Here is a 17,039-nt window from a genome sequence, read left to right on the forward strand (position 1 = left end):
CGGTCAGCGGGGCGTGCTTTTCAGCCGGGTGCTGGTCAGCCGGCGTTTCCGCCGATGAAGTCACCGGCGTAGTGCATACCCAGGCCGTAGACGCCGCCGTGGGCCTTGACGACCTCGGTGACGGGCAGGTAGGTCTCGCCGCGGGCCCAGTCGCGCTGGAGTTCGAGCAGGACCTGGATCCAGGTCACGGGAACGGCGCCGGCGCGGGTCATGCGCTCCATGGCGTTGTCGTGGGCTTCGGTGGTGACTCCGCCGGAGGCGTCGGAGACGACGTAGACCTCGTAGCCCTGGCCCAGCGCGGAGAGCGCGGGAAGGACAAGGCATACCTCGGTCCACAGGCCGGACAGGACGATCTTGGTGCGGCCGGTGGCCTTGATCGCCTCGACGACGCGCTCGTCTTCCCAGGCGTTCATGGTGGTGCGGTCGATGATCTCCTGGCCCGGGAACACCGCGGCCAGGTCCGGGACGATGTTGCCGGAGAAGGACTGGGCGGCCACGGTGGTCAGGATGGTGGGCACGTTGAAGGCCTTGGCGGTCTTGGCCAGGCCGATGGTGGCGTTGATGATCGAGGTGCGGTCTCCGCTGCCGACCCCGAAGAACATCTGGGGCTGGTGGTCAACGAAGAGGAACACGCTGTTATCGGGCGTGAGCAGGTCGTCACTGGGGGTGGCGGTGACGTTGGCGAAATCGATGGTGGTCATTTCTTCTTTTCCTTTGAACTGGTTTCTGCTGAATGTCGTGCGAATGATGTCGTACAGGTTCTGCTTATTCATGGGGGCTTAGTGCGCGTGCGTTTCGAACGCGTTGTCGGCAATGGTGGGGGCCGCGCCGTATCGGGCTGCGCGCCACTGCCTCTGCTGCTCGGACTCGGCTGCGGCCTGGGCGAGCAGTTCGGCCTGGCGGCCTCCGGCCATCGAAGGCTTGGGGGTCGCCTGATAGCCGCCGTAGTGGGCCACTGGACTCCACAGCGGGGACACCCTGGGCATTTCCTCGTCCTGGCCCTGGTAGTCTCCGGCCGCGTACACGATCCGGCCGCCGACGACGGTGAACAGGGACTCGATGTGCGGGATATCCCGCTCGTCGATAGTGAAGAAGTCGTCCGAGAGGATCGAGAGGTCTCCGTAGAAGCCCTCCCGCAGGACGCCCTTCACGTTGTCCTCGCCGGTCAGCTTGGCGCCGGCGACGGTGAACATCTCGAGCGCCTGCTCGCGGCTCACGCGGTTCTCGGGCGGGTAGATGAGGGTGTCCCCGACTGTTCGTCCGGAAACCAGCCAGTGCAGGGCAACCCAGGGGTTGTATGAGGAAACGCGGGTGGCGTCGGTTCCTGCGCCGACGACGAGTCCGCGGTCGAGCATCTTGCGGATCGGCGGCGCTTCGGCTGCCGCACCGGCGCCGTAGCGCTGGACGAACGCCTCCCCCTGGAAGGACATGCGGTTTTGAATGGAGAGCGCTCCGCCCAGGGCCGCGACCCGGTCGAGGCTTCGGCCGCTGATCGTCTCGGCGTGGTCGAAGATCCACCGGTTGTCTCCGGGAAACAGGCCCTCGGCGGCAAGCTTCTCGAAGACCGCGAGGTCCCGCTCGATGGTCTCGTTGTAGGTGGCGTGGAGGCGGAAGTTCCAGCCGTTCTCCATCATGAGGCGGACGGCCTTCTCGAACTCAACCTCGTAGTCGGGGGAGAGCTCGGGACGCGGTTCGGTGAAGTTCTCGAAGTCGCCGGCGGCCCAGGTGAGGTTCTCACCGGCACCGTTGAGCCGGAGCCACTCGTCGCCGTCGCCCGGGCGGACCGTCTCGGTCCAACGGCGGAGGTCGTCGACTTCCTGTCCGGCGACCTGCGGGAAGAGATGGTAGGCGATGCGGAGGGACAGCTTGCCCTCGTTCGCCAGGTCCATCACCGTGCGGTAATTGTCGGGGAAGTTCTGAAACCCGCCGGCCGCGTCGATCGCGGAGGTCAGTCCAAACCGGTTCAGTTCCCGCAGGTACTGGCGGGTCGAGTCTTTGCGTTCCTCAGCGGGCAGCAGCGGAGCCTTGGCCAGGGTCGAGTAGAGGACCAGTGCGCTCGGCGCTGCGAGGAGGAGTCCTGTGGGCTCGCCGTCGCGTCCGCGGACGATCTGTCCGCCCTTGAAGTCGGGCGTCTCCCTGGAGTAGCCGGCGGCCTTCACTGCGGCGCGGTTGAGCAGCGCGGAGGAGTAGAGGTTGAGGATGAACACCGGGGTGTCGGGGGCTGCCGCGTTGAGCTCGGCGAGGGTGGGAAGGCGCTTCTCGGCGAACTGCTCCTTCGTGAAACCGCCAACCACGCGGACCCACTGGCCCTTTGGGGTGCGGGCCGCCTGCTCGCGGAGCATCTGCATCGCCAGCTTCAGGGTGGGCACCCCGTCCCAGCGCAGCTCGAGGACATAGTTGAGGCCACCACGGATCACGTGGAGGTGCGAGTCGTTCAACCCGGGGACGACCCTGCGGTTCTGCGCATCGACCACCTTTGTGCCGGGTCCGGCGACCTTGGCGATGTCGGCGTCGTCGCCGATGACTGTGATCTTTCCATCCCGGACGGCGACGGCGGTCGCCTGCGGGCGTGCCGGATCGCCGGTGAAGATCTTGCCGTTTCGAACAATCAGATCAGCGGGTTCGACCGCATCTGCGCGGGGGGTAATCCCGGCTACAGGCATTGTGGGCATATCTGCCCACCTCCAATCGACTAACAAACGTGTTCGCTCGGACCGTGGCGGTCCGGGTGCGGTGTGTACAACTTCGCTTCCATGTAATTTATTTCCATGGAAGATATTTCCGGACAACAGACGCCACGCTGGTCAACAGGAGCGGCTTTCGGTCGAAAAAAGACGCAGCCGGGAGGCCCGACGGCGTCTTCTGGAGGTGACGGCTTCGCTCAGCCGACCGGTGTGGACCGCGGACCCGAGGCGGTCAGCGTTCCCCGACCGTCGGAGAGGTCCGCATCCGGTGCGGAGGCGCCCTTGTCCGGAGCCGACGGATCCGCGTTCGGTGCGGAGGGACCTGCTGCTGATGGGGGTGTCGCGGCCGCGGGTTGAATGTCAACGGTGCCTCGCAGCGCGGTTTCCTTGATGAACAGCACGCTGAGCAGAGCCAGGACGGCGATGCCGGCGGTGATCAGGAAGATCAGGGCCGTACTTTCAGCATAGGCGGCCCGGATGATGTCGCCCACCGCTGCGGGCAAGCCGGCCGGGTTGAGGGATGTGCCGGTGTCGGTAGTGCCGGTCGAGAGCCCGGCTGCCCGAAGTCCCTCCGCCGTCCGGGCCGCTGTCGAGTTTCCGAGGACTGCCCCCAGTGCGGCGACGCCGGCCGCTCCGCCGATGGTGCGGAAGAACGCCACCGATGCGCTGGCGGAGCCGACATCCTTCACCGACACCGTATTTTGCACGGCGAGCACGAGGTTCTGCATCAACATCCCGAGGCCCAGCCCGAAGAGGAAGATGAAGCTGCCGACGAACCAGAGGCTGGTGAGTTCGTCGATGGTGCCCGCGAGGGCGAGCCCGAGGACCAGCAGGACCGCCCCGCCGACAAGGAAGCGCTTCCACCGCCCGAACCGGGTGATCAGCTGGCCGGAGGCGACGGAGCCGATCAGGTTTCCGGCGATCATGGGGAGGGTCAGCAGGCCGGCGTCGGTCGCGGTGAAGCCGCGTGCCACCTGGTAGTACTGGCCCAGGTAGGTCGTCGAGGCGAACATGGCGACTCCCACGGCTAGGGAGGCGAAGATCGCCAGGGCGGTGGTGCGCTCGGTGATGATCTTCAGCGGGATCACCGGCTCGGCGGCCCTCGACTCCACGAGGACCAACAAGCCCAGGAGCAGCACGCTGCCGCCGACCATCAGCCCGCTCTGCCAGGAGACCCACCCGAAGGTGCTCTCCTTGCCGACGAAGGAGACCCAGATCAGGAGGGTGCTCACTCCCGCGGTCAGCAGTACCGAGCCAACCCAGTCAATCGAGACGCGCCGGGCGGTGGAAGTGAGCCGAAGGGTCAGTTGGAGCAGGATGAGGGCAATAACTGCCAATGGCACGACGACGAAAAAGGTCCAGCGCCAGCCCAGCGGCGAATCCACGATGACTCCGCCGAGCAGCGGCCCGGCCGCGGTGGCGGCGGCGATTACTCCGCCGAGGTACCCCGAATAGCGTCCCCGTTCCCGGGGTGAGACCATGGCGCCGATGATCGCCATTGACACGGCGGTCAGCCCGCCCATGGCTATGCCCTGGATGGCGCGGCCCGCCAGCAGGACGGGGATGGTCGAGGCGAATCCCGCAAGCACCGAACCCGCCACGAAAACGACAATGCTCAGCTGTACCAGGAGCTTCTTGTCGAACAGATCCGCCAGCTTTCCCCATAGAGGAGTGGTCACCGCGCCGGCGAGCAGGGCTGCGGTGATGACCCACGCGAAGTCCGTCTGTGAGCCGTTGAGGTCCGCAATGATGGCCGGCAGGGCGTTGGCCACGATGGTGCTGCTGAGGATTGCCGTGAAGAGTCCGGCGAAGAGGCCGGTGAGCGCTTGGAGGACCTGCCGCTGGGACATTGCGGCACCTGCCTGTGGTGGCCGGGTGGGGGAGGGGGCTGGGGGAGTGGTCATTGTGCTGCCTTAGGTGGGGGTGGGGTGCGCGGTGGGGCGGGCCGGTCAGCCGGCGGCCCGATCGAGGAGTTCCTGGAAGGGGACCGGGTCCTGGCTGGTCCGAAAAGTGCGCGGAGAATTGCGGAGTATTCCGCCGAGTTCCCGGGCTGCGCGGTGGATCCGCTGTTCCAAGGGCTGTATTGACGCCTCGCCGGAGCCCCAGTCCTCCGGTGAGGCGTAGACGGCGGTGGGGACGACAACTGCTCGGAGGTAACTGAACAGGGGGCGCATCGCGTGGTCGAGCATCAGGGCGTGGCGGGCGCTTCCCCCGGTGGCTCCCATCAGCACCGGCATCCCCTCCAGCGCGGTGGGGTCCAATACATCGAAGAAGGACTTCAGCAGGCCGCTGTAGGAGCCGGAGAAAACGGGGCTTACAACGATGAGGGCGTCGGCGTGGGCAAGGCGATCGATGACCGAGGCAAGCGCAGGCGCGGGAAAGCCGGTTAGAAAGTTGTTGGCGATGTCCACGGCGTGGTCCCGCAGTTCCACCGCCTCGACCTCGACCGGCTGGTTGCGGAGCGCCATTTCCGCTCGAACCCCATCGGCCAACTGATCGGCGAGCATCCGGCTGGAGGACGGAGACCCCAGTCCTGCAGACACTGCCAGGATCCTTTGCGTAGTCATTTCGAACTTTCCTTCCACTCACTCTTTTATGTTGCCGGGCACGTATCTACAACCGGCTCCGGGACCCTTCCATTCCCCGGCACGCCGTAGCCGAACGGGGAATAGCCAGCCGCGTCCGTCAGTTGTGTGGTTGGCAACCTAAAGGCGGAACCAGAGACGCCGCCCCCCACGCCGGTGACGGCTGCGGTATCGGCGCCATGAGATGGAGGAATCATGCAGATTGGCATTTTCAGCGTCGGCGACCGCACGGCGGATCCCGCAACGGGCCGGCTTCCGACGGAACGTGAACGCATCAAGGGAACTGTTGAGATGGCGCTGCGCGCGGAGCAGGCAGGCCTCGATGTGTTCGCCACCGGGGAACACCACATCCCGCCCTACATAACCTCATCGCCCACAACGCTTCTCAGCTATATCGCCGCCAAAACCAGCACCCTCCACCTGTCCACCTCGACCACCCTGATCACTACGAACGATCCCGTGAAGATCGCCGAGGACTACGCGATGCTCCAGCACCTGGCGGACGGTCGCCTCGACCTGATGCTGGGCCGCGGAAACAGCGGTCCTGTCTACGGGTGGTTTGGTAAGGAAACTCGCAAGGGTGTCGACCTGGCGATCGAAAACTATGCACTGCTGCGGCGGTTGTGGGAGGAGGACCTGGTGACCTGGGGTGGGAAGTACCGCACGCCGCTGCAGAACTTCACTTCTACCCCGCGCCCGCTCGACGGCGCCGCCCCCTTCGTCTGGCACGGCTCGGTGAAGACGCCCGAGATCGCCGAGCAGGCTGCCTACTATGGGGATGGCTTCTTCGCGAACCACATTTTCGGCCCGCCGCAGCGCACCGCCCGGATGATCGGCCTGTACCGCGAACGGTTCGAGCACTACGGGCACGGACCCGCGGACCAGGCCATCGTGGGCCTTGGGGCGCACGCGTTCATCCGGAAGAACTCCCAGGATGCCGTTCGTGACTTCCAGCCCTACTTCGACAATGCACCGATGTTCCCCGGCGGCTCGGCACTTGCGGACTACATGGCACAGACCCCCACTATCGCCGGCAGCCCCCAGCAGGTCATCGAAAAGACGTTGTCCTTCCGTGAGTATGCAGGGGACGTCCGGCGCATCCTGTTCGCCCTGGAAATTGGGGGAGTGCCCCTGGAAACCACGCTTGAACAGATCGACCTGCTCGGAGAGTACGTGGTCCCCGAACTCCGGAAGGAACTCGCCTCCGACGCTGCCTGAGCGCCTCCTGCCAAGGGAGCCGTGCGTTCCCCGTTCCGGGGCCGCCGGGAATAATCCGCACACCGAATCCGCTATACATGTGGCTGGCAACGTAAGTCGTCATTGACACACCTTGGCCCGAAGCCATCCCAACCCCAGGCTTCGGAATATCTCCGGAACGTTATCCGCTACACATGTGGTCGGCAACCTAAAGGGAAGCCACCGCCCCCGATCCACCACCCCCAGCGGCCTCAGGGCCGCAAACCACGCAGCACCGACACCTATCGATTGGACAAACATCATGACGAACCTCTGGGATCCCATCTCCTTCGGCAACATCTCCCTGAACCACCGACTCGCGATGGCTCCGATGACCCGGAGCCGGGCCAATGAGGACGGCACGCCCGGACCGCTGACGGCTGAGTACTACACCCAGCGGGCCTCCCTGGGACTGCTGATCACCGAAGGTGTCCAGCCTTCGGATGACGGCCAGGGCTACTTGAACACCCCGGGCATTTACACCGACGCCCACGTGGAGGGCTGGCGCGAAGTGACCACCGCCGTGCATGAGGCCGGCGCCTCGATGTTTTTGCAGCTGATGCACGCAGGGCGCATGTCACACCCCGACAACACCCCCCACCACCGCACCGCGGTGGCCCCGTCGGCCATCGCTCCGGGCGTTCCGATGTTCACTCGGACCGGAGCGCAGGACATCCCCACGCCCAGGGAGCTGAGCGTTGAGGAAATTGCGGCCACAGTGCAGGACTTCCGCACCGCGGCCGCGGCCGCCATCCGTGCCGGGGCCGACGGCGTCGAGCTCCACGGCGCCAACGGGTACCTCCTGCAGCAGTTCTTCGCCCCCAACGCGAATGTGCGCACGGATCAGTACGGGGGATCGATCGAGAACCGCGCCCGCTTTGCCCTTGAGGTCGCCCGCGGCGTTGCTGAGGAGATTGGCGCCGAGCGCACCGGCATCCGCCTCTCCCCGGGCCTGACCCTTGGTGGACTGGATGAGGGCCCTGAGTCGGCCGATCTCTACCGTTACCTCGTCGGTGAACTGGCCAAGCTCGACCTGGCCTATGTGCACGTGCTGCACATCGGTGATGAGGACCTGCTGCGCGACATTCGGGCCGCCTTCCCCAATACGCTGCTGGTGCTGCGTGCCGGGCGGGCCCGTGAGGACGTGGCCGTTGACGTCGAGGCCGGGCTGGCCGACATTGCCCCGATTGCTTCGTGGGCCTTGGCTAATCCGGATGTCGTCGAGCGCCTTCGGACGGGTGCGGAGCTCAATGAGGGCAACCCGGCAACGTACTACGGTGGCGGTGCTGCCGGTTACACCGACTACCCCGTCCTGGAGACTGCCGGCAAGTAATCCGCGCAGCAGGCGACCTGGGCGCAATCGCGCCGAAGTAATCCACACCGAGGGGTGGAGGGGCTCAGTGCCCCTCCGCCCATCCGTGTGCTGCTAGCCGGGCTCCGGCGGTACGCACGTAGCGTCGGCAACGCTAAATCACACGCAAGGAAACCCATGAGCACCAGCACCAACCCCTCAGAACCACCAACGACATCAACCGCGCACTATCGCCCAACACCGCCGACCAAACATCAGCTGGCGTTGATGATCTGGCTGGCCGTCTTCCCCACGCTGACCATCCTTAACCTTGTCTTCGGTACCTGGCTGGGAATGCTTTCCCCCGTTCTGCGCACCTTCGTCCTGGCTACTGTCGCGGTTCCCATCGTGATTTATGGCATCATGCCTCACCTTCACCGCCTTCGCGGTCGGATCCTCGCGCGGAAGCATCGAAGGGCCTGATCGCGGCAATAGCACAGGCAACGCACGGCACATACGTGCTGGCGCCGGCCGCGCCGTGGGGGTGGAGGGACTCACCGCCCGTCCACCCCCACCGGAGGTGTACAGGCCTCCTGCATCACGCCAGCGGGGGCGGAATGCTAGGGTTGACCCGCTTGGGCGCGGGAGGTCCGACCGGATGTGCCGCCCGTTCCACACCTCAGGAAACGAACCAAAGGCAGCAATCGTGAAATCCCCGAACGGATCTGTGGAGACCCAGTCCTCCATAGCGCGCGACTTTCCCGCAAGTTGGGCGATCTACAGCCTGGCCCGCTCACACCGCGCGCTGGCGGCTTCCATGCTTTCAGATCTTGGACTTTTTCCCAGCCAGGAGTTAATCCTTATGCAGCTCTGGGACGAGGATGGCCAGTCCCAGAAGGCCCTTGGTCAGACCCAGCGCTTCGACCATTCCACGATCGCCAAGTCCGTGCGTCGTCTGGAAACCGCGGGCCTGGTCCGCCGGGAAAAATCCACAGTCGATGGCAGGGTCACCCTTGTCTTCCTCACCGACGTCGGCCATGCACTCAAGGACCGCACCCTGGCGACCTGGGAAGAGCTCGAACGCAGAACCGTGCAGCGCCTCACGGCCGAGGAGCAGGCGCAGCTCGTCGCCCTCGCGTGCAAGATCATCCCCAACCTCGAATAGCAGGTTCGGCGCTCCCGGCCCTTGACTGCGGTTAGCACGCGCCGGGCCCGTCGACGTCGATCGGGTGCCTTCACCGCATCAGCCCCTGCGGGCGGAATTCCTCTGCGCCTGCAGGGGCTGATGCGTGGGCGGGACCCGCAGATCGCTGATGCGCCGATGTCCCCCTTCGGCCGGGGCCGGTTCGGAACTACTGCCGGCACGGTGCAGCTAGGGGCACTGAACCTTTGCGCCATTGACCTCGACGGGTGCGCCCGAAGCCAGGCCCTGGCACTGTTCAGTCAGCTCGACGAAGTTCGGCACAAGTGACATGACGACGAAGGCACCGACCACCAGGATCGCCGTGCCGAGAAGCCCAACGATGATTCCGGCGACGGCCAATCCGTTGCCCGTGCCGCTCCTGCGGGCCTTCACCAGTGCGACGATGCTGAGGATAAGTCCGACCGGGCTGATGAGGAACGCGAGAACAAGGCCGGTGATGCTCAGGGTCCTGCTCCCGGAGGTGCGCTGGACGACCCCTCCTTCACCGGACGTCCGGTTGCCATTCTTTGTTTCGGTGTCCTGAAACTGATAATTCGACATATTTTCCTAACGGCCGGAGATGGCTTTGTTGATTGTGCGGCGATGGCATTTTTGAGCCGGCCGCTGATTCCTTTCCAGCCTAGCCTGCCGGAACTTCCGGGAACCGCCGAAAGGGTGAATATCGTCCTCAGGAAGTAGTAATGTCATCCAATGTGCTGAGGGTCGCGGGTGCGCCGCTCAGATGGGCTGACCGCTGCCGCTGCCGGACGATCACTGATCCGAGCGCCGAAAATAGGTGGGCGCATGCGCGAAAGGCAGGAGTTGCTAATTTATCCCGCCCATTGTTCCGGAAAATGCATTTCCGCCGGTTGGCCGGCAATGGCGATATGTTTCCCGATGAATTCCAAAGATGCGATTGCCGTGTTCAGCAGGAATCACATAGCTGGCTCTCCGGCGGTTATTGCGCCTTCCATGCAACTGCCGGGCCCCTTCTGCCGGTTCGTTCCTTCCGTCGGCGCCGCGGTCGGCTGCAGCAGGTGCGCGCCCGCGTCGCAGAGTGCCTCGACCATCTTCGTTCGCTTCCGTGGAATATGCTTGCCGGAAGCAGAATTGTCGGCGGCGACCGAGCAGGAAAGGTTCGAGATGTCATCCCGCGAAGCGAGCTCTACACCGGTGCCCAGCGACGAGGAGGTCATCGCCGAGTGGGGCCAGGTGATCCGGGGATTCTCCGTCACCAACAAGAAGCTCCACCTGGCGGTCGCCGCAGCGTTCAATCTTGACGAACCGGAGACCGAAACCATGCTCCGCCTTGGGGGCAACCCCCTTCATCGGGTGCCGATGACGGTGCTGGCCCGGGAGGCTGCGTTCAGCTCGGGAGGTTTCACCAAGGTTGCCGACCGGCTGGCGCGCCGCCAGCTCGTTCAGCGTTCACCGGGTGCGGATGACCGCCGGATCACCTATCTCGAGTTGACCCCTGCTGGCTGGGAGATGGCCGCCGGTCTCCAACGCCTGGTGGCCGACGTCGTGCGCTCCATCTACGTCGACATCCTGGGCGCCGAGCGGGCCGCTGTTGTAGCCTCGGCCATGCGCGACCTCCGGAAGGCCCACCGCGAAGTCGCCTGACTGACGCCGCCTGACTGACGCCGCCTGACTGACGCCGCCTGCTTGTCGGGAATCCAGGCGCCGGCCTTACCGCCTCACCTCATAGATGAGTTGGGCGAACTGCCCCTGTTGGGTCGCTTCGCGCAGCACCAGGGCGTCGGGATTGACCCGTCGGGGAAACAGGGGGGCGCCGCCGGTCAAAGCCGCCGGGGCGACCGAAATCTGGATCTCGTCGAGATGTCCGCTGTCGAGGAACTGCCCGGCGAGGTCGCCGCCGCCGACAATCCAGATGTCCCGGTCGCCGGCTGCCTCGGTCAAGCGCTCCAATACCGTGTCCACCGCCCCGCTGACGAAGCGGACGTCCGCTCCCTCCGGGACTGGCAGGGTCCGGGAGGTGAAGACAAAGGTGGGTCGGGGTCCAAAATAGGTCGGCCACTTCTCGGGCGCCTCCAGCAGATTCTCCTCCCGGAGAACCCACTCGTAGGTTGTCGAGCCCTGGACCAGCACGCCGATCCCGGAGAGGAACCGTTCATGGCCGGCCGGGTCGGGGGCTTCGGCGGCGAAGAGCCAGTCAAGCGAGTTGGACTCATCGGCGATGAACCCGTTGAACGAGGTGGCGGTGTTGTAAATGACGCGCGGCATGACAGCAGGGTAGTTGCTTTGCCCGGGCAGGGCACCCTTCCCGGTCCGGTCGGTGCCGCAGGTCCGGCCGATCCTGCCCCGAACGCGCCGGACCGCTGGCGGCTCAGGGCGCCCCGGTCGCCCTTTCGACAGGGTTCTCCTGCACGTAACGGTAGTACTCGCGCAGCGTGAGCTGCTGGGCCGCTTCCTCGTCGATGACCAGGGTTGCCCGGGGATGAAGCTGCAGCACCGACGCGGGACACATGCTCGACACCGGTCCCTCGACCGCCCGTGCGATCGCCTCCGCCTTGGCCGCCCCCTGTGCCACGAGAAGCACCTCCCGTGCCTCGAGGATGGTGCCCAGCCCCTGCGTTACGCAGTGGCTGGGCACCTGGTGTTCGTCGGTGAAGAACCGCGAATTATCGACCCGGGTCGCGGACATCAGCGTCTTGACGCGGGTCCGGGAGGCAAGGGAGGAGGTCGGCTCGTTGAAGCCGATGTGCCCGTTGCGTCCGATCCCAAGGATCTGCAGGTCGATGCCACCGGCGGCGGCGATGGCGGCCTCGAATTCGGCACATGCCGCCTGCAGGTCCGGCGCGTTGCCCTGCGGCACGTGGACCTTCGCCGGGTCGAGCCTGAGCCGGTCGGTGACCTCCCGGCGGATCACCGAGGCGTAGCTTTCAGGGTGGCCCGGAGGCAGCCCGACGTACTCATCGAGCGCGAAGGCGTTGAGGGAACCGAGCGCGGGTGTCCACCTGCGCTCAAGTTCCTTGTAGAGGGACAGCGGCGAGGACCCGGTGGCCACCCCCAAGGTGCGGAGCGTGCCGGCGGCTAACCGCTTGAGGATTCGGTCGCTGGCGTACCCGCCGATGTCGGCGGCGTTCGCGAGGATGACGATGTGCATGGGGAGCCAATCGTTACGGCGGATTCGGGTGTCGGTCAGAGCGGGGCGGGTGGGGCGACGATCACCTTCGTGCCGCCGGCTTCGAACGCTTTTTTCTGGGCGGCGGTGATACCGCTGTCGGTGATGAGGTTGTTGAAGACAAAACCGGTCATGGTCGCGAAGCTCCGCATCCCGATTTTCGATGAGTCCGCGACGATGTAGGTCTCGGAGGCGCGGCGGGCCATCAGGGCGTTGACCGCCGCTTCGCCCTCGTCGTTGACGGTGGGGCCGACCTCGGGATCGAGGCCATTCACCCCGACGAAGGCGATGTCGAGCGCGACGCGCTGCAGGATCACGTCGGTGTAGGGCCCCACCAGCTCGTAGGAGCGTGGGTTCACCACCCCACCGGTAACCATGATGCGGATATTCGGCCGAACCACAAGCTGCACTGCGATATTGATGGCGTTCGTGACCACGGTGAGGGTCGGTTTGTTCGAGGGTTCGAGCAGGTCGGGCCGCATGCCCAGGGCCTGGGCGATGGCCGTGCTCGTGGTGCCACCGCAGAGCCCGATCACCGCGCCCTTGGGGACCAGGGCGCTGGCGGCCTGGGCGATGGCCTGCTTCTGCGCTGTGTGGTCGTCGCGGTTGTACCGGGTGGGAAGGTCGTAGGCGACCGACTCCATGGTGGCCCCGCCGCGGGTCCGGGTGAGCAGGCGCTGGGTGGCCAGGCTGTCGAGGTCCCTCCGGGCCGTCGCGGGGGAAACCTTCAGCTCCCGGACGATATCTTCGACCTGCACGTGGCCGTCGGCGGCGAGCAGGTCCAGGATGGCGTTGAGCCGCTCGGTCTTTTCCATCGCTCAGCTCCCACCCTCTGAAAGGGCGAGCAGCCGCAGGAGGCGCGCCGCCTCGGGGGCCAGGGCCCGCCGTCCGGCACCCAGGTAGTGCCGTGAGTCCACAAGGTTCGGCTGCTCCTCGAGTACACCGCGCACCGCCCGGGTGAAGAAGCCGTTCAGGTGGGTTGAGACGTTGATCTTCGTCATCCCGGCCCGGACCGCCGCGACGAGCGTGTCATCCGGAACCCCCGAGGAGCCGTGAAGCACGAGCGGAACCTCAAGCACCGCGCGCAGTTCCCGCACGAGGTCGACATCGAGGGACGCGGTCCGCTCGGTCATGGCGTGCGAAGATCCCACGGCGACGGCGAGGGCATCGACCCCTGTCGCCTCGACGAAGCTGCGCGCCTCGCCCGGATCGGTGCGGACCCCGGGGGCGTGGGCTCCGTCCTTGCCGCCGATGCGTCCCAGCTCCGCCTCCACCAGCACGCCGGCGTCGTGGGCCCGCCCTGCCACCCGGGCCGTGGATCGAACATTTTCGGCGTAGGGAAGGGTTGAGCCGTCGTACATCACCGATCCGAAGCCCAGCTCGATGGCCTCGTCGACGAGCCGTTCGTCCTCGGCGTGGTCGAGGTGAAGTGCCACCGGCACATGGGCGCCTGCCGCGACGGCACGGCAGGCGAGGGCGAGGGGCGCGAGCGCACCGTGGTAGGCCGAGCAGTTCTGGGAGATCTGGAGGATCACCGGGAGCCCGGCGGATTCGGCGCCTTCAACGATTGCCTCTGCCGTCTCGAGGTGCAGCACGTTGAACCCACCGATTCCGGTTCCCGCGGCGAATGCCGCAGTGAGAAGGTCGCGCGTCGGAGTCAGTCCCATGGCGTGTCCTTCCGGCCGGCCGGGGTGCCCGGCGTGCCGACGCCCCCGGTGCGCCGGGTGACCACGAGGGTTTCCGCCAGCCGGCGGTGGTCCTCATGGATTTCACCGGCCGCGGGCATGAGCACGGCGGCCGCCGACCATGCGGTGGCGGTGCGCAGGAGCTCCTCGGTGTCCCGGTGGCCGGAGACGAGAAGTGCGGCGAGTGCGGCCACCGCGGCGTCACCGGCACCGGTTGCATTGCCACGCAGCGGCCGGGGGAGGGCGGCATGAAGGTGGCCGTCGGGGTCCTCGGCCGTGACGGCGAGCATCCCGTCCTCCCCGCAGCTGACGAAGACGCGGCGTGCTCCGAGGCCGATCAGGAGCCGCGCGCCCTCGACCGGGTCCCGGGTGCCTGTCGCTTCACTCAGTTCGGCGGCGTTCGGCTTGAGGGCGTCAGCCCCGGCTTCGGCGGCACGCAGCAGCGCGGGCCCCGAGGCGTCGATGATCGCCGGAATCCCTGTCCGCCCGGCGCGCCGCACGAGTCCGGCGTAGAACTCATCGGGAGCTCCGAGCGGCAGGCTGCCCGAGCCGACGACGCAGCCGGCGCCCGGGACGGCAGCGTCGATCTGCGCCTGGAGCGCCGCCCATTCGGCGCCGTCGAGAGGCGGGCCCGTCTCGTTGAACAGGGTGGTGTCACCGGCTGCGGAATCGTGGAAGGCGAGGCTCCGCCGGGTGGGCGCTGCGATGGGGACGAGGGCCGCCGGGATGCCGCTGGCGGCGAGATCGGTGCGGTACTGCCCGCCGGCGGGCCCGCCGACGGGGGCAAGGGCAAGCACCGGGACGTCCTGCTGGTGGAGGACCCGGGCGACGTTGAGGCCCTTGCCTCCGGCCCGCACGAAAGGGGTCCCCACCCGGTGGGTGGCACCGGGGACGAGTCCGGCCACCGTGTAGGTTTCGTCCAGTGCCGGGTTCGGCGTCACGGTGAGCACCCGTCCGGCGGGAGGGGCTTCCGTCACGGCCCGGCCACCAGGTCCCGGGCCCGAAGGCCTGCCCCGATCAGCCCGGCATCCTGGCCGAGCACCGAGGTGGTGAGGTGCGGAACCCGGTGGAATGACAGGCCGGACTTCACCCGTTCGCGCAGCGGATCCAGGAGCGCAGGGCCGGCCTGGGCGAGCCCGCCGCCGAGGATTACTGCCTCAGTGCCAAGGACCGCCGAGAGCTGGCAGATGCTGAACGCCAGGGCGCGGACGGCGTCATCCCAGACCTGGACGGCGTGCGGGTCGCCGCGGCGGGCCGCCTCGAGGACGCCCTTCGCCCCGGACACCGGCGAACCGGAGAGTTCGCTGTACCGACGGGTGATCGCTCCGGCGGACCCAACGGTCTCGAGGCAGCCGGTGGCACCACAGGGGCAGGCGAATCCGCCGGGCACGGCCGCGTGACCGATCTCGCCGGCGTACCCGCCGGCGCGCACCCGGCGGCCGTCGCAGAAGACCGCCGCGGCGATGCCCGTGCCGATGACCATCATGACGACGTCGCGCAGCCCGCGCCCGGCGCCGGCCCGCATCTCTGCCTCTCCCGCGATACTGACGTCGTGCCCGAAGGCCACGGGCAGGCCGGTGGCACGGGTGATGTTCTCGGTGAAGGCATAGTCCCGCCAGCCGAGGTTGGCCGACATGAGGCCGATGCCGGCGTCCTCGTCAACGAGCCCTGGCACCACGAAGCCGATGGATTCGATGGAACAGTCCGGGAACCGTGCCCGGTACTCCCCGGTCAGGGCGGCGACCTTCGCCACGATGGCGTCACCAGGATGCCGCTCGTCGCGGGGGGTGGGGATTCGGACCAGGGCGTGGAGGTCTCCGGCGTCGTCTAGCAGGGCGGCCTTCATGTCGGTGCCGCCCACGTCGAAGGCCAGGACGCCGCGGGCGGGCGGGGGCTTGCCGGTGCTGCTGCGCACCTCCGGTTCGGGTGTGGGCTCCACCACGACGCTCACGGGGATTCGGCCCCGAGAATGACGGAGCGGGACAGGTGCCGGGGAACATCGGGGTCGAGGCCGCGGGCGAGGGCCCGTTCCAGGGTCAGTTTGTGCACCCGGACCAGGCCGGCCAGCGGATGGAGGTCCGGGGCGGCAAAGAACGCTCCGGTTGCCTCGACCTCCGTCGCCAGCCCGTCCGGGGACGGGCCGAACAGCCAGGTGACGCGGCCGGGGGCGGCGATGGCGATGGGGCCATGCCGGTACTCCATGGCGGGATAGGACTCGGTCCATCCCTGCACGGCCTCCCGCATCTTTAGGGCCGCCTCGTGCGCGAGGCCCACGGTCCAGCCCGTGCCGAGGAAACTGAACTGTTCGGCGTCGAGCAGGTCCTGGGCAACCGGCTCCTCAAGGGCCCGCCGCGCATCGGCGACTGCGCCGGTCAGGTCGTGCCCGAGGGTGGCCAGCAGGTAGGCAAGGGCGGTGGTGGCGAAGCGCGTCTGCACCACCGAGGACTCGTCGGCGTAGGGAAGGGCGACGACGGCGTCCGCCAGTCCGGCGGCGGGGGAGGTGGGGTCGCCGAGGATCACCAGGGTGGGAACCCGGCCCTTCAGCTGCGTCAGCAGGGTCAGGATCTCGCTGGTCGTGCCGGAGCGGGTGATGGCAACGACCGCGTCGTAGGCCCGGGTCTCCAGCACCAAGGCTTCCGATGCAGCGAAGGCATCGGTTTCACCCCGGCCTGCGGTTTCGCGGGCGGCGGCGTAGGACTGCGCCATGAACCAGGACGTCCCGCAGCCCACGACGGCGACGCGCGCGCCGTCGGCCGGAATCGGCGACTGTTCCGTCCCGGCCTGAGCGATGGCGCGCTCCCACACCTCGGGCTGGGAGTACAGCTCGGCGGACATGTGCCGACCGGGCAGGGCGGCCGGAGGCGTGGACGGGTCGGCGGGCTGTGCCATGGGTGGCTCCTTCGGGCGGTGGCGCCCGGTGCGGGAAACGATGGGGGTGCGTGCTCCCATGATGGCTCGTGATCGATCCAGATGTCCAGTGCTCAACCTCGATCAGTGTCGGGACTCCCCCTCGGCGGCGGCCGGGGACGGGTCGACCGCCGGAACCGACCCTTCGATCCGCCGTTACCCGCTGCCCGGGCCCGGCGAGTTTCCCTTGACGTGAGACGCACATCACGTCATTATTTTGGAATTGGGTGATTCCTTGTGATTGGGGAGCGCCTTCAGGTATCACAAAACACCACTCTGCAACCTCGAGCCGCGCTTCTGGCCGTCCAGCCCGTCGGGATCAG

At 67.1% G+C, this 17,039-nt stretch carries 17 protein-coding genes; 5 read left to right on the top strand and 12 right to left on the bottom strand.

Annotated elements, in window-relative coordinates; all coding sequences use genetic code 11:
- Positions 1-35: 35 nt before the first annotated feature.
- The 4 genes from GVV86_RS12470 to GVV86_RS12485 all read right to left on the bottom strand — a co-directional run bounded on the left by GVV86_RS12470 (position 36) and on the right by GVV86_RS12485 (position 5,251).
- Positions 36-701, bottom strand: a complete 666-nt coding sequence (locus GVV86_RS12470; protein WP_159620214.1) for a hydrolase — start codon at positions 699-701, stop codon at positions 36-38.
- 78 nt (positions 702-779) lie between these two features.
- Positions 780-2,672, bottom strand: a complete 1,893-nt coding sequence (locus GVV86_RS12475) for an amidohydrolase (protein WP_159620216.1) — start codon at positions 2,670-2,672, stop codon at positions 780-782.
- Positions 2,673-2,881: 209 nt separating this feature from the next.
- Positions 2,882-4,588 carry an MFS transporter gene (locus tag GVV86_RS12480; protein ID WP_343033077.1) on the bottom strand — a complete coding sequence of 569 codons (1,707 nt, stop codon included), beginning with the start codon at positions 4,586-4,588 and terminating at the stop codon, positions 2,882-2,884.
- Positions 4,589-4,633: 45 nt separating this feature from the next.
- Positions 4,634-5,251, bottom strand: a complete 618-nt coding sequence (locus GVV86_RS12485) for an FMN reductase (protein WP_159802975.1) — start codon at positions 5,249-5,251, stop codon at positions 4,634-4,636.
- A gap of 213 nt (positions 5,252-5,464) precedes the next feature.
- Here GVV86_RS12485 and GVV86_RS12490 point away from each other — a divergent pair, with 213 nt between their 5' ends.
- From GVV86_RS12490 to GVV86_RS12505, 4 genes are all read left to right on the top strand, one after another.
- On the top strand, positions 5,465-6,487 hold the full coding sequence (locus GVV86_RS12490; RefSeq protein WP_159620220.1) for a CE1758 family FMN-dependent luciferase-like monooxygenase: 1,023 nt from the start codon (positions 5,465-5,467) through the stop codon (positions 6,485-6,487).
- 280 nt (positions 6,488-6,767) lie between these two features.
- Positions 6,768-7,838, top strand: coding sequence for an alkene reductase (locus GVV86_RS12495; RefSeq protein WP_159620222.1), 1,071 nt, complete (start codon positions 6,768-6,770; stop codon positions 7,836-7,838).
- A 156-nt stretch (positions 7,839-7,994) separates the two neighbouring features.
- The gene (locus tag GVV86_RS12500) at positions 7,995-8,279 is read left to right on the top strand and encodes a putative antibiotic biosynthesis monooxygenase (protein WP_201291447.1); all 285 of its coding nucleotides are present in this window, start codon (positions 7,995-7,997) and stop codon (positions 8,277-8,279) included.
- 223 nt (positions 8,280-8,502) lie between these two features.
- Positions 8,503-8,961, top strand: a complete 459-nt coding sequence (locus GVV86_RS12505; protein WP_210252879.1) for a MarR family winged helix-turn-helix transcriptional regulator — start codon at positions 8,503-8,505, stop codon at positions 8,959-8,961.
- Between the two features lie 207 nt (positions 8,962-9,168).
- Here the strand turns inward: GVV86_RS12505 and GVV86_RS12510 are convergent, their stop codons facing one another.
- On the bottom strand, positions 9,169-9,540 hold the full coding sequence (locus GVV86_RS12510) for a DUF4190 domain-containing protein (protein WP_159620224.1): 372 nt from the start codon (positions 9,538-9,540) through the stop codon (positions 9,169-9,171).
- 582 nt (positions 9,541-10,122) lie between these two features.
- Between GVV86_RS12510 and GVV86_RS12515 the strand changes: the two genes are divergently transcribed.
- On the top strand, positions 10,123-10,602 hold the full coding sequence (locus GVV86_RS12515; RefSeq protein ID WP_159802976.1) for a MarR family winged helix-turn-helix transcriptional regulator: 480 nt from the start codon (positions 10,123-10,125) through the stop codon (positions 10,600-10,602).
- Between the two features lie 66 nt (positions 10,603-10,668).
- Here the strand turns inward: GVV86_RS12515 and GVV86_RS12520 are convergent, their stop codons facing one another.
- The 7 genes from GVV86_RS12520 to GVV86_RS12550 form a co-directional block, all read right to left on the bottom strand.
- Complete coding sequence (locus GVV86_RS12520; RefSeq protein WP_159802977.1) at positions 10,669-11,223, bottom strand: dihydrofolate reductase family protein; 555 nt, start codon at positions 11,221-11,223, stop codon at positions 10,669-10,671.
- A gap of 103 nt (positions 11,224-11,326) precedes the next feature.
- On the bottom strand, positions 11,327-12,106 hold the full coding sequence (gene nagB, locus GVV86_RS12525; protein ID WP_159802978.1) for a glucosamine-6-phosphate deaminase: 780 nt from the start codon (positions 12,104-12,106) through the stop codon (positions 11,327-11,329).
- Between the two features lie 35 nt (positions 12,107-12,141).
- Complete coding sequence (locus tag GVV86_RS12530; protein ID WP_159620232.1) at positions 12,142-12,939, bottom strand: DeoR/GlpR family DNA-binding transcription regulator; 798 nt, start codon at positions 12,937-12,939, stop codon at positions 12,142-12,144.
- A 3-nt stretch (positions 12,940-12,942) separates the two neighbouring features.
- Positions 12,943-13,791 carry a class II fructose-bisphosphate aldolase gene (locus GVV86_RS12535; protein WP_159802979.1) on the bottom strand — a complete coding sequence of 283 codons (849 nt, stop codon included), beginning with the start codon at positions 13,789-13,791 and terminating at the stop codon, positions 12,943-12,945.
- Complete coding sequence (locus GVV86_RS12540; protein ID WP_159802980.1) at positions 13,782-14,786, bottom strand: 1-phosphofructokinase family hexose kinase; 1,005 nt, start codon at positions 14,784-14,786, stop codon at positions 13,782-13,784. The genes GVV86_RS12535 and GVV86_RS12540 overlap by 10 nt, the downstream gene beginning before the upstream one ends.
- Positions 14,783-15,760, bottom strand: a complete 978-nt coding sequence (locus GVV86_RS12545; RefSeq protein ID WP_246669977.1) for an ROK family protein — start codon at positions 15,758-15,760, stop codon at positions 14,783-14,785. The genes GVV86_RS12540 and GVV86_RS12545 overlap by 4 nt, the downstream gene beginning before the upstream one ends.
- Positions 15,757-16,698, bottom strand: coding sequence for an SIS domain-containing protein (locus GVV86_RS12550; protein ID WP_159802981.1), 942 nt, complete (start codon positions 16,696-16,698; stop codon positions 15,757-15,759). Before GVV86_RS12550 ends, GVV86_RS12545 begins: the two co-directional genes overlap by 4 nt.
- Between the last annotated feature and the right edge of the window lie 341 nt (positions 16,699-17,039).

The sequence above is a fragment of the Arthrobacter zhaoguopingii genome, assembly GCF_009828595.1.
Lineage (GTDB): Bacteria > Actinomycetota > Actinomycetes > Actinomycetales > Micrococcaceae > Arthrobacter_D > Arthrobacter_D zhaoguopingii.